This is a genomic window from Vibrio sp. SCSIO 43140, from assembly GCF_023716585.1.
GTDB lineage: Bacteria > Pseudomonadota > Gammaproteobacteria > Enterobacterales > Vibrionaceae > Vibrio > Vibrio maritimus_B.
In genome coordinates, this window is the sequence record NZ_CP071850.1 from 1,373,497 (window position 1) to 1,387,236 (window position 13,740).

Consider the following 13,740-nt stretch of genomic DNA (forward strand, 5'->3'; position numbering starts at 1 on the left):
CTATTTTTAAAACGTGGTACACCCAAGTAGACGCTACTATTCGAAACGAAGCGCCTCTATGGGATCAAGCCTCGATGCTTTATAGGCTGGGTAAAATCCGAACCCAATGCCAATAAAGGCAGTAGCCGAGATGCTTAGTACAATGATCATCGGCGAAACAATAAGCTGCCAACCCAAGCCGTATTGAAGCGCGGCAATCACAAGCAGAGAAATAATGATACCGAGCAAGGCTCCAACTAGGCACAGTACTACGCTCTCTATAAGGAACTGGCTCATGATGTGTTTGGGTTTTGCACCTACCGCCATTCGAAGTCCAATCTCACGGGTTCGCTCCGTTACGCTCACCAGCATAATGTTCATTACTCCAATGCCGCCTACGAGTAATGATACGCCTGCCACACCAGATAGTAACAATGAGAACACTTTGTTGGCTTCTGCCCGAGTATTCATCATTGCGGTAAGGTTCATTATCTTAAATGGACTAACTTGATTCGCGGGGATACGATGTTTTTGAATCAGCAAGCGTTCTACTTCGTCAGCCACAAAATCCATATCATCTTTGTTTCCGACCGAGATAGTGATGCGTTTAATTTGGTCCGATTTACCATTATTGCGGCCAATCACTTTTCGATTTGCGGTCGTGATTGGGATAATCACGATGTCATCTTGATCTTGCCCTCGCATGTCTTGTCCTTTCGACGCAAGCACACCTGAAATCGAAAGCGGAATTTTGTTAATACGGATCGTTTCACCTAGTGCTGATTCAACGTTGCCAAATAGCTCGCTGGCCACGGTATGACCAATGAGAGCAACTTTTGCTCCACGTCGCACGTCGCTGTCCTCGAAGGCTTCACCGTGGCTCATTTCCCAGTTTGACGCTACGAGGTAGTCAGTATCTGTTCCGTATACAGAAGTACTCCAGTTTTGATTGCCCCAAACGACTTGAGCTTGATTATTGACGGAACCCCCAACAGCGATCGCTTCAGGGATTTCGCTTTTAATAATCGCGACATCGCTCATAGTAAGGCGATTGCTGGCTCCTACAGCTTGTGAAGCTCCACCAGATTTTATGGATCCAGGGCGGACCATTAATAGGTTTGAACCTAGGCTTTCTATTTGCTGTTCCACTTCACGTTGAGCACCTTCACCCAATGCAAACATGATCACCACAGCGCTAATACCAATTATAATGCCCAACGTAGTGAGAATAGAGCGAAGTAGGTTTCGCCTCAGTGAGAGAAGAGCTGTTGATATTAGTATCATGCAGCCCCCTTAGACTCATGACTAGATAGGTCAGCGATGAGTTTACCATCTCGAATTCTGAGAATTCGCTGAGCTTGGGAGGCCACTTCGTCATCGTGTGTGATGATAATAATGGTCTGCCCTTGTTGATTGAGGTGGTGGAATAGTTCGACTATCTCTTCGCCCGTCTTGCTGTCCAGCGCGCCCGTCGGCTCATCTGCTAACAATATATCTGGTTGATTAACCAGCGCGCGCGCAATCGCAACTCGTTGCTGCTGCCCCCCTGAGAGCTGATTTGGATGCGAGTCTAGCTTGTCACCTAAACCAACGAGTTCTAAGCATTGCTGAGCTCGTGTGCTGGCATCTTTAATAGGGTCGTCAAAATACATGAGGGGCATTTTGACATTGTCGACGGCTGATGTTCGGGCAAGGAGATTAAATTGCTGAAAGACAAAACCTATGTGGTCCCTCCGTACTTCCGCTAATTGATTTTTGTCCATGTTTTGAATGGAATTATCAAGGATGGTGATCTCGCCAGTTTCCGGAGTCATAAGGCAACCAATCATATTCATTAAAGTCGACTTTCCGCTTCCTGATGGTCCCATGATGGCAACCATTTCCCCTTTGTTGATTGAAAAGCTGACGTCATTGAGAACTTGGAATCGATCTGCCCCGGTCGGAAAACTATGACTGATGGATTTACATTCAATAGCGATAGTCATCAGTTGCCCCCACGATATTGGGTAACCACGACTTCATTACTTAGATCGGGATGGATAATAGCGGTATATTTGTCATCTGCCACTCCGAGTTGTGCGTACACGGTCTCAATTTGATTGTTACGCAGCAAAAGCAACGGACCCATTTTGATCTTGCCATCTCGTATCTGCTTTTGTAGTGCACGCTGTTCTTTAGTCAGTACTTCGGCTAATCGTTTTGACATCATTTGACGTTGCTGACGATCAGCGTTGTGTGATCCTGAAGCGTCTCGGTTTGGCATAGATTGTTGGATCTGGCGTTCTTGGTCAGGCGTCAGGTTGAGGTATTTAAGCCGCGCTAGTGGTCCTTTCTGCTGATTGCTATTGGATACCTCGTAGCGACTCGCGATACGAACCGCTGCGTTGCTGACCCTTTGAACATCCCTCAAATTCTCAATAGAGACTTCTAAGTTAGCGGTCATTCCTGGGAGTAACATGCCTCGAGGGTTAGGGGTTTCAATTACTACGACATAGCTGACGACACCGGAGTTATCTTGTGGTGCTTTACGTATTTGTCGCACGTGGCCTCTAAATTCTCTGTCGGTAAATGCATCGACACCGAAGGAGACTTGTTGTCCTTCCTTAATAAGACCAATATCGGACTCATCGATGTAGGCTTCTATTTCCATTTCAGACAGATCGCGTGCGATCGTAAATAATTCTGGCGTGTTGTAGCTAGAAGCAACTGTCTGACCGGCTTCGATCGTTCGGTTAATAACAAAGCCGCTTATAGGAGCGCGTATATCGGTGCGCTCTAATTGAATCTTCGCTTGAGCAAGACTCGCGATGTTAGCGTCATGAGTCGCTTTGAGTATGTCCCTCTCTACGATAGCTTGTTGCCAGTCAATATTGAGAAGCCGGCTGGTGGTCTCCAGTACGTCAATAGAATCTTCAGAGACATTTTTCTGGGCATACAATTCTTTAGCTCTATTAAGTTCACGAACCGAGCGATGGTAGTCTAACTTTGCGCGTTCGATTCTTAGTTCTTGTGATTTAAGATCGGAGGCACTTTTATCGGCAAGGGCTTGTGCTTGGTCGACTTGAGCGGCGAAAGAGGCGGGATCCAATTTGGCGAGCAGTTGTCCTTCCTCAACACTATCGTTGAAGTCGGCATAGACTTTGATAACTTGCCCAGATAGCTGGGCACCGACGACAACATCATCGACAGCGGCTAAGGTGCCAGTTGCACTCACTGTATTGCTGATATCGCCGATCGATACTGATTCAGTTTTGTACGACTGTGCTGGCTTGCTTTGCGCTTCCCAAAAAACGGGATAAGTTTGGTAGATAGCGACTGACGCCACTGCTGCAATAGATAACGATATGACCGTGTTTCGAATTGTACGATTCATCTTCCATGCCTTAGTTATTGTAATACAAGTACAACGATATCAAGCGATAGAGAATAGTGGACTGAATTTACAGAGCTTTACACAAAGTTGAGAGGCAGGGGAGAGCACCTTGAAGGATAAAAAAAGCCGCTCATAAAGAGCGGCTTTAGGGAATAGATAGAGTCTATTAGAAGTTCGCACTACGCGGTGTACGTGGGAATGGGATAACGTCACGAACGTTGCCCATGCCAGTTACGTAAGACACTAGACGCTCAAAACCAAGACCGAAGCCTGCGTGAGGTACGGTGCCGTAACGACGTAGGTCGCGGTACCAGTTCATGTGCTCTGGATCGATGTTCATCGCGCGCATGCGGTCATCTAGAATGTCTAGACGCTCTTCACGCTGTGCACCACCGATGATTTCACCGATACCAGGTGCTAGTACGTCCATTGCCGCAACTGTTTTACCGTCGTCGTTCAAGCGCATGTAGAATGCCTTGATGTCTTTCGGGTAGTTCTTAACGATTACTGGTGCTTTGAAGTGTTCTTCCGCTAGGTAACGCTCGTGCTCAGAAGACATGTCGATACCCCATTCAACTGGGAATTCGAACTCACGACCAGAATCTAGAAGGATTTGGATTGCGTCCGTGTAGTCAACTTGTGCAAAGTCAGCATCTACGAACTGCTCTAGACGAGTGATCGCTTGCTTGTCGATGCGTTGAGCAAAGAACTCAAGGTCATCGCGACGCTCTGCTAGTACTGCTTTAAATACATACTTAAGCATGTCTTCAGCAAGCTTAGCCACGTCTTCTAGGTCTGCGAATGCGACTTCAGGCTCAACCATCCAGAATTCCGCTAGGTGGCGGCTGGTGTTTGAGTTTTCTGCACGGAACGTCGGACCAAAGGTGTAAACCTTGCTTAGCGCACAAGCGTAAGCTTCTGCGTTTAGCTGACCTGATACCGTTAGGAAAGTCTCTTTACCGAAGAAGTCTTCGTTGAAATCCACATCGCCTTTTTCAGTGCGAGGTAGGTTTTCTAGGTCTAGAGTAGACACGCGGAACATTTCGCCTGCACCTTCAGCGTCAGACGCTGTGATAAGTGGTGCAGAAGTCCAGAAGAAACCTTGCTCGTGGTAGAAGCGGTGAATCGCTTGAGATAGACAGTTACGAACACGCGCAACCGCACCAATCACGTTAGTACGCGGACGAAGGTGCGCTACTTCACGTAGGTATTCGATTGAGTGACGAGTCTTAGCCATTGGGTAAGTGTCTGCGTCTTCAACCCAACCAACAACCTTAACGTCAGTTGCTGCAAGCTCAAAGTCTTGACCTTTTGCTGGAGATTCTACGATTTTGCCCGTTACTTCTACTGAACAACCAGTAGTCAGTTTTAGAACTTCTTCTTCGTAATTATTTAGATTATTTGGGACCACGGCCTGAATCGGGTCGAAACAAGAGCCGTCGTAGATGGCAAGGAAAGAGATTCCAGCTTTGGAATCACGACGCGAACGGATCCAGCCGCGAACAGTTACTTCACTGTCAACAGCTAGCTTACCGCTTAGTACGTCAGTTACAGGCGCGTAAGTCATGTTATTAATCTTCTCCATGGAGGTAACAATACAACCCAATGATTATTGACCAATAATTAGTCAACTCATTGGGTTGCTACTAAATTTCTTTTCAAAGGCACATATTACCTGTCAATTTTCATGGTTCAACCTTTATTGTGGTTATTAAGCATAAATTGATTAAGTAATGTCTCCAACTGATGAGAAAGCTGTTGTAAGTCCATGCTGATTTGATGTGTCTGCGTTGCGCTGCTTGAGGTTTCATTCGCATGCTGAGTGATGATGGCGGTTTTTTCACCAACGCTTTCGCTGGTTTGTCGATTTGCCTGGATCTGTTCTTGAACTTGACTAGCAAGGTCTGTGGTCGATTCTATTTGCGAAACGACCGTCTGCATTTTGCTCGCCAGTGCTTGAACTTCGTCGGCGCGTTGGTGAGCAGTGTCTGACACTTTGTTGACCGCCTCAACGGAGAAGCTACTGCCTTGTTGGAACTTGGCAATGATCTCTTCTATGTCGTTAGTAGCTTCAGTCGTTCGACTTGCCAGTGATCGAACTTCGTCCGCAACGACAGCAAAGCCACGACCCTGTTCGCCGGCACGTGCTGCTTCAATGGCGGCATTGAGAGCGAGTAGGTTGGTCTGATCGGCAATGCCTTTGATGGTCGAGAGAATGGCAGAGACTTGTTCGGTTTGCGCATTCAACTCCGAGATATGGGTAGACACCTCAGTGATCTCTTGAACTAATAGCTCAATATCGTCGCTAGCGCCTTTTGCTTCAATGCTGCTAGCTCGTGTGAGCTCACAGGTTTCCTGCATCAACGAAGAGGCCCTCTCCGTGGCATCACTGACCGTGGCTTGTTGCTCTTTAAGCATTTGCATATTGCTTTCAACGGCTGCTGTTTCATCAAGCTGGCGCTTAGCGGTAGACTCATTGTTCTCGGCGATGTCCGTCAACTTGTCAGCATTGCTACTTACCGTCTGTGCAGTGTTTTGAACCTTTATTAGGCTTTCTGAAACCGTATCCAAGAAAGCGTTAATATCGTTGGTTAAGTCACCCACTTCGTCATTTTGCTTTTGTGATAAACGGATAGAGAGATCTTTACTGCCGCTCACACGTGTCATAAATTTTGATGTTGTTTGAACCGGTCCAACAATAAATCGACGTGCGATAAAAATGGTCGACAGGTAACCAAGGAACGCGATCGCCGCCATGATAGCGACGGCAATCGCCGTGCGCTTATTCACCATCCCATTCACATGGCTAAGATTGTATTCAATTCGAATTGCGCCAAGCACCTCGCCCTCTTCTGTCATATGGCAGGCGATACAGTTGGTTCCACGGTAATCGGCGCTTGCTTTCATTGGGAGTGCAACAACAAGGCCATTTCCCCAATCTGCTTTGAACGGTTCTAATACGGTTTCACCGTTTAGGGCGCGGCGGTCGATATCATCGACAGCTATTTGGTTGTCGAGTCCCGTACCATAGAGTTTACTGACCGCATCACCGCGAAGGACGCGAACGTTCTCAATATTCTCTTGGGCGAGTGCTTTATTTCGTAGCGTCTCTTTTTGAGCCATGGTACCGGTGATCATCATCATGTTTAAGCTATCAAAATAATTGCTCGCTTTATCATGCAATTGTTCACTAAGGACGGAGTAAATAAGATCACGTTGTTGGTTGTATTGATAGGTTGTGGAAATGATAACCACAGTGCCAAAAACCAGAATAAGTGCGAGTAGGAGTTTATTTGTTATTGTAAGTCGCATAATTATATTGTTAATTGTATGGGCTGACAGAGTGAATATTAAGTTAATGAATAGGTGTCGGGAAAGTGATTTTGTGGCAAAACCTCGCAAAGCTCATGGTTTTTTGTGCAAACTGAACCAATTATGAGAAATCATCCAAACTGCAGCAGAAGCTTTTATTACCAAGTTATAACAAGAGTGAATCGTAGCGAGTGGATTATAAGAAGGTCACCGAAACTTAATCAGTTTCTGACCCTCTATTGACAGAGCGATAGTGGGCAAAGAGTAAAACCAATAACATATGTAACCAAATGTTATTGAGCATGTCTGCACAACGTTTTGATCTTAAAGAAGAGACCAACCTAAAGGTGTCGAGTAGAGGCGTTTATCGTTTAGCGATATTCGTCTTGCTTGCGCTATTATCGATGTACTATTTGTGGGTTCTATATTTAGCTGCGCATCCGCAAGTCAATACTGCCTATCGAACCTATTATATCGATAAGCAAACACTCTATTGGGCGAAGGACAATGCGCACGTCTTTTGGCCAGATTCTGGTGTCATCGACACCTCAGAAAACCAACCTTATCTAAGCCGCCAGGGATGGGCTGTGAAACCTGACCAACATGGCAGAGAGTTAGTACACAACGGAAGTGTATTTTTTAATTTAGGGGCTGCTCCAACTCATTCCATTCGCGTGAAGTTAGCGTTGACGCACTCTATAACCGAGCCCGTGTATATCTCCCTCGATGGTCACAAGCAAGTGAAGTTGCTACCGCATGACCTCAATGCGTTGGAAGCTACGCTTCCTGCGTCGCAATATTCTAAAGAGGCCGCACTACATCAAATACAGTTTGAGACTCCCGCAAGCCTTAACGTCAATCAAATTTCGATAACCGAGGTAGCTCAATGAAAAATATAAATAACTATACGTTGTCGATTTTGGTTCCCGTTTATAACGAGCGAGAGTCGATATTGCCCTTTATAGATGCGTTAGAAACGAGCCTTCATTCAATTAAAGATAAGCTAGATATTGTCTTTGTTAATGATGGCAGTAGTGATGATACGAAACGAATTATCGAGTCCGTTATCGAGGTTGATTCTCGAGTGAGCCTAGTCAATCTGGCCAGAAACTTTGGTAAAGAGTCTGCAATGACAGCAGGGCTGGATCATGTTCAAGGTGATGCGTGTGTGATCATGGATGTGGACCTGCAAGACCCTCCCGAACTTATTCTTGAGTTTATTGAACTTTGGCAGACAGGTGACTGGGATACCGTGTATGGCGTAAGAGTGGATCGTTCCAAAGATACTTGGGTAAAGCGGATTACTGCTGGTGGCTTTTATCGCTTTTTTAACTGGATCGCTGCTGAAACTAAGATCCCAGAGAATGCAGGGGATTTTCGTCTTATCGATAGAACGGTGATTGATGCTATTCGCCAGCTTCCTGAGCGTAATCGTTTCATGAAAGGCCTATTAGCATGGACGGCATTTCGTTCGACAGGGGTTGAATTTGAGCGGCCGGAGCGTGCAGCGGGTGAAACTAAGTTCAATTACTGGAAGCTATGGAATTTTGCCGTAGACGGTATTTTTAGTTTTACCGCGTGGCCTTTGCGCATTTGGGGTTTTGTTGGCTGCGGTATATCGGGTCTAGCGTTCCTTTTCATGTTGAAGATCATCATCGGGGCGACGTTCTTTGGTATTAAGACACCCGGCTACGCATCGACGATCAGCGTGGTGTTGTTTTTGGGCGGAATACAGCTTATTTCGCTTGGTGTAATCGGCGGGTATGTCAGCAGAATATATAGAGAAATTAAACAGCGCCCCATCTATCTCATAGAAGGTGTATATGGAAAATACCAATCAGCTTCCCAACTACAGCACACAAACTCTAAGGCGGGCTAATACGATGGAAAACAACAAACCTTGCCTTGCGATCAGCAAACAGCAGTGGATGCTGATTATTGTGGCGGTATTGGTAAGCCGAGTCGTGTTATATGGAACGGGTTTAATTGGTACCCACGCCTACAATCCAGAGACAGTCGCTAATCTAGATCTTTGGAAGCAAATCTGTCGTTTTGATTGTATGTGGTTTCAGCGCATCGCCGACGATGGCTACGCGTTAGTGCCAACATACATGAAAGGAGGCAATGCCGCTAACTGGGCATTTATGCCTGTCTCTCCCTATTTAGGAAAATGGATGTCTTGGCTGGTGGGAGATACCAACTTAGCGTTGATCTTAGTTTCAAACCTAACGTTTGTAATTAGCATTGTCGTTTTTCTGAAGGCGCTTAAACAGCTTTCTATTCGCGAAGAGATGCAAGAAGTCGCTATCTGGCTTATGTGCTTCTCGCCATACGGGGTCTACGCCCTCTCTGGATATTCAGAGCCACTCTATATTGCTGTAATAAGTGGGGTGTTTATCACGTGTTATCGTCAAAACTGGTGGTTGGTAGGACTGTTAGGTCTTGTTGCCGCGATCACTCGCAATTTAGGTGTGATGTTGGTGTTTTCAGTGCTGATATTCGGTGTACAAGCGTATGGAGCAAGTAGCTTTTATCGGCTAAAAGATAACGCTCTGTCAGTCATCGGAGCTATCTGGCTCATTCCACTAGGCTTCTTTACCTACATGATGTATTTGCACTTCCATATGGGAGATGCACTCGCATTTGGCCATATTCAGATCGCGTGGGGTAGGGTGGTGAGCAACCCTCTTGAGTGGTTAGTTTATGGCGTGGAAACAGGTGGTGCGAAACTTTATCTAGTCATCGTATCGCTGATGGGGTTTGCTCTTAACGGGTATCTATTTGCTAAAAAGCGATACGCGGAAGCTGTGTTCATGCTTATTAATCTGTTAATTCCTCTTTCATCAGGAGTTAACGCTATGCCGAGATACATCTTCGGCTTGTATCCTACCTATCTTGCAATAATTCTGCTTTTGGACAAATACCCTAGAGCCCGAATGCCAACATTGCTGGCAGGATCTGTGCTCTCAACGTTTTTTGCGATAGGGTTTTATTCAAACGTATTTTTCACTGTTTAAAAAACAAAAAACCGAAGCCTTGGCTTCGGTTTTTAATAAGTAGACTAACGACAATTAGCATACAACCTTGATTGCCAAACCACCTTGAGAAGTTTCGCGGTATTTAGCGTTCATGTCTTTGCCAGTTTCAAGCATAGTTTCGATGACTTTGTCGAGAGATACGCGAGGAGCCGAAGCTCGGCGCAGTGCCATACGAGTTGAGTTGATCGCTTTTACTGCAGCAATGCCGTTGCGTTCGATGCATGGTACTTGTACCTGACCGGCAACTGGGTCACACGTTAGGCCTAGGTTATGTTCCATTGCGATTTCAGCCGCCATACACACTTGCTCTGGACTACCGCCCATAAGCTCAGCAAGACCAGCAGCAGCCATAGAACATGCAACACCAACTTCACCTTGGCAGCCTACTTCAGCGCCAGAGATAGACGCATTTTGCTTGTACAGTCCACCAATCGCACCAGACGCTGCGAAGAAGCGGATATAGTCCTTCTCAGTCACGGTTTGGATGAACTTGTCGTAGTAAGCAAGAACTGCTGGGATAATTCCGCACGCACCATTAGTTGGTGCTGTTACAACACGACCGCCTGCAGCATTTTCTTCGTTTACTGCGAAAGCAAACATGTTAACCCAGTCAACAACCGACATTGGGTCAGTCGTCGTTTTCTCTGATGTGATAAGTTGCTGGCGAAGCGCTGCAGCACGACGCGGTACGCGCAGTGGACCTGGCAGAATACCTTCAGTGTTCATACCACGTTCCATACACTCACGCATGGTACGCCAAATGTTAGCAAAGTAAGTGCGCGCCTCTTCATCTGAGTGGATCGCATGCTCATTTGCCATCACAAGTGTACTAATCGATAGGCCATTGTCCTTACATAGATTAACGAGCTCTTCAGCTGAATTAAACTCATAAGGCGCTTTGAGTGCAGAGATTTCTTCTTTTCCAAAGTTCTCTTCGTCAACGATAAAACCACCACCGATAGAGTAGTAAGTTTTTGAGTAAGCCAACTCTTCGTCGATCCAAGCGTGGATCTGCATGCCGTTTTCGTGCAGTTCCAAGTTGGTAGTATGGAAGTTCATTCCGCCTTCGCGTGGGAATGAAACCGTATGGCAATGCATGCCAACCGGTAGACGTTCAGTTTCTTCAACGCGAGCTATGAATCCTGGGATTGAGTCGATGTCGACTTTCTCTGGCGAGTTACCTGCCAAGCCCATGATGATAGCAATATCTGTGTGGTGACCTTTCCCTGTCAGCGATAGTGATCCATAAACATCTACAGTGATCTTGGTGATGTCTCTTAGCTTACCCATAGTACGTAGGTCGTCGATGAACTCTTTACCAGCTTTCATCGGACCAACGGTGTGTGAGCTTGAAGGACCAACACCAATTTTGTAGATATCAAAAACACTGATCATACTGATTTGCCTCTAGAAAAGCCCCTAAACATGATAGGGGCTTAAATTATCGTTATTGTGTATCGAGATACGGTTTAATCGAGATGTTCAATTGACAGCGTCAATTAAAAAGCGCCGTAGATTACCGAAGTAATCGCTGCAACACCACAGATTGCTGTAAAGATTTGTACAGGTGCAGAAGTTTTGTACTTCTCCATTGCTGGTACTTTCTTCATTGCGTAAACAGGCATCAAGAATAGGATTGCAGCAATCATTGGTGCACCCATAGTTTCAATCATACCTAGGATGCTTGGGTTGATGATTGCAACGATCCAAGTCGTCACTACGATGAACACCAAAGACGCTTTCTCAATCTTACCGATAGGTGCTTTAGAGCGTGATTTACCAAGACCTACAAGACCTTCGTGAGCACCTAGGAAGTGGCCAAAGTAGCTTGAAGTGATCGCAGCGAACGCAACAACAGGGCCTAGGATAGAAATAAGAGGAGACTCGTGAACGTTTGCAAGGTAAGACAGTACAGAGATGTTTTGTTCTTGCGCGATAGAAAGCTGCTCTGGAGATAGAGAAAGTACTACCGAGAATACGAAGAACATAACAAAGCCCATCAGCATCATTGCCGCGCCGCCAGTAATCATATCAGTCTTCTTAACTGCTTCCTCACCGTAAACACGACGTTGCTCTTTGGAGAACTGAGAAATGATTGGGCTGTGGTTAAATGAGAACACGATGATAGGGATAGCAAGCCAGATAATAGCAGGCATTGAACCCCAGTCTGGGCTTACGCTCATCATTGAAGTGTTCCAGTCTGGAATCAGGTATACGGACAGTGCTAATAGGATGAACACCAATGGGTAAACCATCGCTGACGTCGCTTTTAGCATGAGCTCTTTACCGAACACAACGCCACATGTCATTGCACCAATCAGACAGCCAGATAGTAGCCAACGAGGAATGGATTCCATCCCCATTTGGTTTACTAGGAATGAGTCCACTGTGTTCGTGATACCTACACCGTAGATAAGAACAATTGGATAAATAGCGAAAAAGTAAGCGAAGGTAATAAGGTTTGCACCCGCTTTACCAAAATGTTCTTCAACAGTGTCCGTGATATCCGCATCTGGGTTTTTAGCAGAAAGAACAAAACGCGCTAAGCTCTTGTGCGCAAACCACGTCATTGGTGCTGCAATTAGGGCTAGGATTACTAATGGCCAGAAACCGCCAGCACCTGCTTTGATTGGAAGGAAAAGTACGCCAGCACCAACAGCCGTACCGAAGAGAGAAAGGGCCCAAGTGAAATCTTTGTAGGTCCACTTAGACGAAGAGCGGCTCGCTGCCGCAGTAGTTGTGGTAGTCATAGGTTAATACTCATTTTTTGGGAACAGGAAATAAGTCGGCGGCAATATTGCACGTAAATTGCAGGTAAAAACTAGATCTAGGTCATGATTTTGATGGGGATATAAATAGCACGAATGTTTTCGTTATTTTAGTCACGTTTTTTGTGTGCTACTGATAAGTTGAGTTGCGTTTAGGGATTAGAAAAAATAATGCGAAAGAAGGGCAAACGTTTGGCTGAAATTAGAGTAATTAGTTTAACAATAATTGAGTTTGTAAGTTTTCGATGATTTGAGCGGTGACACCCCAAATAAAATGTTCTTTATAAGGTATAGACAGAACACGATGTCGCTTACCTTGAATACGAAAAGCAACAGAAGACAGATTCGCAGGAGAAGCTAAAAACTCAAGAGGGACCTCAAAAAGATAGTCGACTTCATTGGTATCGATTTTAGGCCGGTAGTTTGCATCGACAAAAGCTAGCACGGGTGTGACGTGAAAAGCGGTAACGGTCACAAGTTTTGGAAGGTTACCAATGATCGAAAGGTGATCGTGAGTTACACCGATCTCTTCTTCAGTTTCACGAATAGCAGTAAATGCCGGGCTATCGTCCGTAGGTTCGACTTTTCCCCCGGGGAAGCTTATTTGACCGGGATGATGCTTCAAGTGGCTAGCTCGTTTCGTCAGTATGACGTGAAGTCTACTCTCACGTTCAACTAAGCCGATCAGTACACTAGCCTCTCGAAGTGAGCGTCTATCGACGCTTGCAGTTCTTTGTTTTGTATCCTTGTGATAATCCTTAGTCTGAAGAAGCTGAAAGCGTGCTAAAAAATCGGTTTTGGTCATAAGAACTCACTACTACTAGACCTTGGACACAAAAATCTCGAAGCTCCAGCCTTTATCGCGTTTATTGGTGGTTGAAGAGCTAAACAGGAATCAAACCATAGAGGCAAGGTATTCGTTAATCTGACCTTTAATCACGCCGAGTTCCTGAATAACAAATTGAATATCGTCAGCTTGAGGTGCCTCACCATTACGAGTCGTTCCTTCAATCGCTTCTAGTTTCTCTACCGCTTTCCCTTCACCAAAGCTAGCAAGAATGCCTTTGAGCGAATGCGCGGTGATAAAGAGTTCGCTCCAGTTTTGCTCGTTGTAGAGTGACTGAATTTTTTCTGCGCCATTCTCATGTTCTTCCATAAACGCCATAAATACGGCTGCGATGATGTCCTCGTCATTATCCATGTAGCTACGAAGTACGTCGAAATCTATCATCCTACTGTCCTTATATTATGTTTGCCGATACTTGGTTAA

12 protein-coding genes are annotated in these 13,740 nt (G+C 45.6%); 3 read left to right on the forward strand and 9 right to left on the reverse strand.

Going from position 1 to position 13,740, the window contains the following annotated elements; genetic code table 11:
• Nucleotides 1-36: 36 nt before the first annotated feature.
• The 5 genes from J4N45_RS06470 to J4N45_RS06490 all read right to left on the reverse strand — a co-directional run bounded on the left by J4N45_RS06470 (nt 37) and on the right by J4N45_RS06490 (nt 6,664).
• Complete coding sequence (locus J4N45_RS06470; RefSeq protein WP_252014176.1) at nt 37-1,263, reverse strand: ABC transporter permease; 1,227 nt, start codon at nt 1,261-1,263, stop codon at nt 37-39.
• Nucleotides 1,260-1,964 (reverse strand): ABC transporter ATP-binding protein, encoded by a 705-nt coding sequence (locus J4N45_RS06475; protein ID WP_252014177.1) that lies wholly within the window; start codon nt 1,962-1,964, stop codon nt 1,260-1,262. Before J4N45_RS06475 ends, J4N45_RS06470 begins: the two co-directional genes overlap by 4 nt.
• Nucleotides 1,964-3,352, reverse strand: a complete 1,389-nt coding sequence (locus J4N45_RS06480; protein ID WP_252014178.1) for an efflux RND transporter periplasmic adaptor subunit — start codon at nt 3,350-3,352, stop codon at nt 1,964-1,966. The genes J4N45_RS06475 and J4N45_RS06480 overlap by 1 nt, the downstream gene beginning before the upstream one ends.
• A gap of 166 nt (nt 3,353-3,518) precedes the next feature.
• A complete protein-coding gene (asnS, locus tag J4N45_RS06485) occupies nt 3,519-4,919 on the reverse strand; it encodes an asparagine--tRNA ligase (protein WP_042498832.1) in 1,401 nt (466 codons plus the stop codon).
• A 125-nt stretch (nt 4,920-5,044) separates the two neighbouring features.
• Nucleotides 5,045-6,664, reverse strand: coding sequence for a methyl-accepting chemotaxis protein (locus tag J4N45_RS06490; RefSeq protein ID WP_252014179.1), 1,620 nt, complete (start codon nt 6,662-6,664; stop codon nt 5,045-5,047).
• Between the two features lie 302 nt (nt 6,665-6,966).
• On the opposite strand from J4N45_RS06490, the gene J4N45_RS06495 reads away from it, so the two are divergent.
• From J4N45_RS06495 to J4N45_RS06505, 3 genes are read left to right on the forward strand one after another with little or no spacing between them, the layout of a single operon-like run.
• On the forward strand, nt 6,967-7,554 hold the full coding sequence (locus J4N45_RS06495) for a hypothetical protein (protein ID WP_252014180.1): 588 nt from the start codon (nt 6,967-6,969) through the stop codon (nt 7,552-7,554).
• Nucleotides 7,551-8,543, forward strand: coding sequence for a glycosyltransferase family 2 protein (locus J4N45_RS06500; protein ID WP_252014181.1), 993 nt, complete (start codon nt 7,551-7,553; stop codon nt 8,541-8,543). Before J4N45_RS06495 ends, J4N45_RS06500 begins: the two co-directional genes overlap by 4 nt.
• 4 nt (nt 8,544-8,547) lie before the next feature.
• Complete coding sequence (locus tag J4N45_RS06505; protein WP_252014182.1) at nt 8,548-9,681, forward strand: hypothetical protein; 1,134 nt, start codon at nt 8,548-8,550, stop codon at nt 9,679-9,681.
• A 54-nt stretch (nt 9,682-9,735) separates the two neighbouring features.
• Here J4N45_RS06505 and J4N45_RS06510 read toward each other — a convergent pair whose 3' ends face one another.
• From J4N45_RS06510 to J4N45_RS06525, 4 genes are all read right to left on the reverse strand, one after another.
• The gene (locus tag J4N45_RS06510; protein WP_252014183.1) at nt 9,736-11,097 is read right to left on the reverse strand and encodes an L-serine ammonia-lyase; all 1,362 of its coding nucleotides are present in this window, start codon (nt 11,095-11,097) and stop codon (nt 9,736-9,738) included.
• Between the two features lie 104 nt (nt 11,098-11,201).
• A complete protein-coding gene (locus tag J4N45_RS06515; protein WP_252014184.1) occupies nt 11,202-12,452 on the reverse strand; it encodes an aromatic amino acid transport family protein in 1,251 nt (416 codons plus the stop codon).
• Between the two features lie 229 nt (nt 12,453-12,681).
• Entirely contained in the window at nt 12,682-13,275 is a 594-nt protein-coding gene (locus J4N45_RS06520) for a CoA pyrophosphatase (RefSeq protein WP_252014185.1), read from the reverse strand.
• A gap of 90 nt (nt 13,276-13,365) precedes the next feature.
• Nucleotides 13,366-13,701, reverse strand: coding sequence for an Hpt domain-containing protein (locus tag J4N45_RS06525; RefSeq protein ID WP_234493993.1), 336 nt, complete (start codon nt 13,699-13,701; stop codon nt 13,366-13,368).
• Nucleotides 13,702-13,740 lie beyond the last annotated feature (39 nt).

Bases quoted from the DNA above. Each gene is read 5' to 3' on its own strand.
- J4N45_RS06470 (WP_252014176.1), bottom strand. From the start codon at position 1,263: ATGATACTAATATCAACAGCTCTTCTCTCACTGAGGCGAAACCTACTT.
- J4N45_RS06475 (WP_252014177.1), bottom strand. From the start codon at position 1,964: ATGACTATCGCTATTGAATGTAAATCCATCAGTCATAGTTTTCCGACC.
- J4N45_RS06480 (WP_252014178.1), bottom strand. From the start codon at position 3,352: ATGAATCGTACAATTCGAAACACGGTCATATCGTTATCTATTGCAGCA.
- asnS (WP_042498832.1), bottom strand. From the start codon at position 4,919: ATGACTTACGCGCCTGTAACTGACGTACTAAGCGGTAAGCTAGCTGTT.
- J4N45_RS06490 (WP_252014179.1), bottom strand. From the start codon at position 6,664: ATGCGACTTACAATAACAAATAAACTCCTACTCGCACTTATTCTGGTT.
- J4N45_RS06495 (WP_252014180.1), top strand. From the start codon at position 6,967: ATGTCTGCACAACGTTTTGATCTTAAAGAAGAGACCAACCTAAAGGTG.
- J4N45_RS06500 (WP_252014181.1), top strand. From the start codon at position 7,551: ATGAAAAATATAAATAACTATACGTTGTCGATTTTGGTTCCCGTTTAT.
- J4N45_RS06505 (WP_252014182.1), top strand. From the start codon at position 8,548: ATGGAAAACAACAAACCTTGCCTTGCGATCAGCAAACAGCAGTGGATG.
- J4N45_RS06510 (WP_252014183.1), bottom strand. From the start codon at position 11,097: ATGATCAGTGTTTTTGATATCTACAAAATTGGTGTTGGTCCTTCAAGC.
- J4N45_RS06515 (WP_252014184.1), bottom strand. From the start codon at position 12,452: ATGACTACCACAACTACTGCGGCAGCGAGCCGCTCTTCGTCTAAGTGG.
- J4N45_RS06520 (WP_252014185.1), bottom strand. From the start codon at position 13,275: ATGACCAAAACCGATTTTTTAGCACGCTTTCAGCTTCTTCAGACTAAG.
- J4N45_RS06525 (WP_234493993.1), bottom strand. From the start codon at position 13,701: ATGATAGATTTCGACGTACTTCGTAGCTACATGGATAATGACGAGGAC.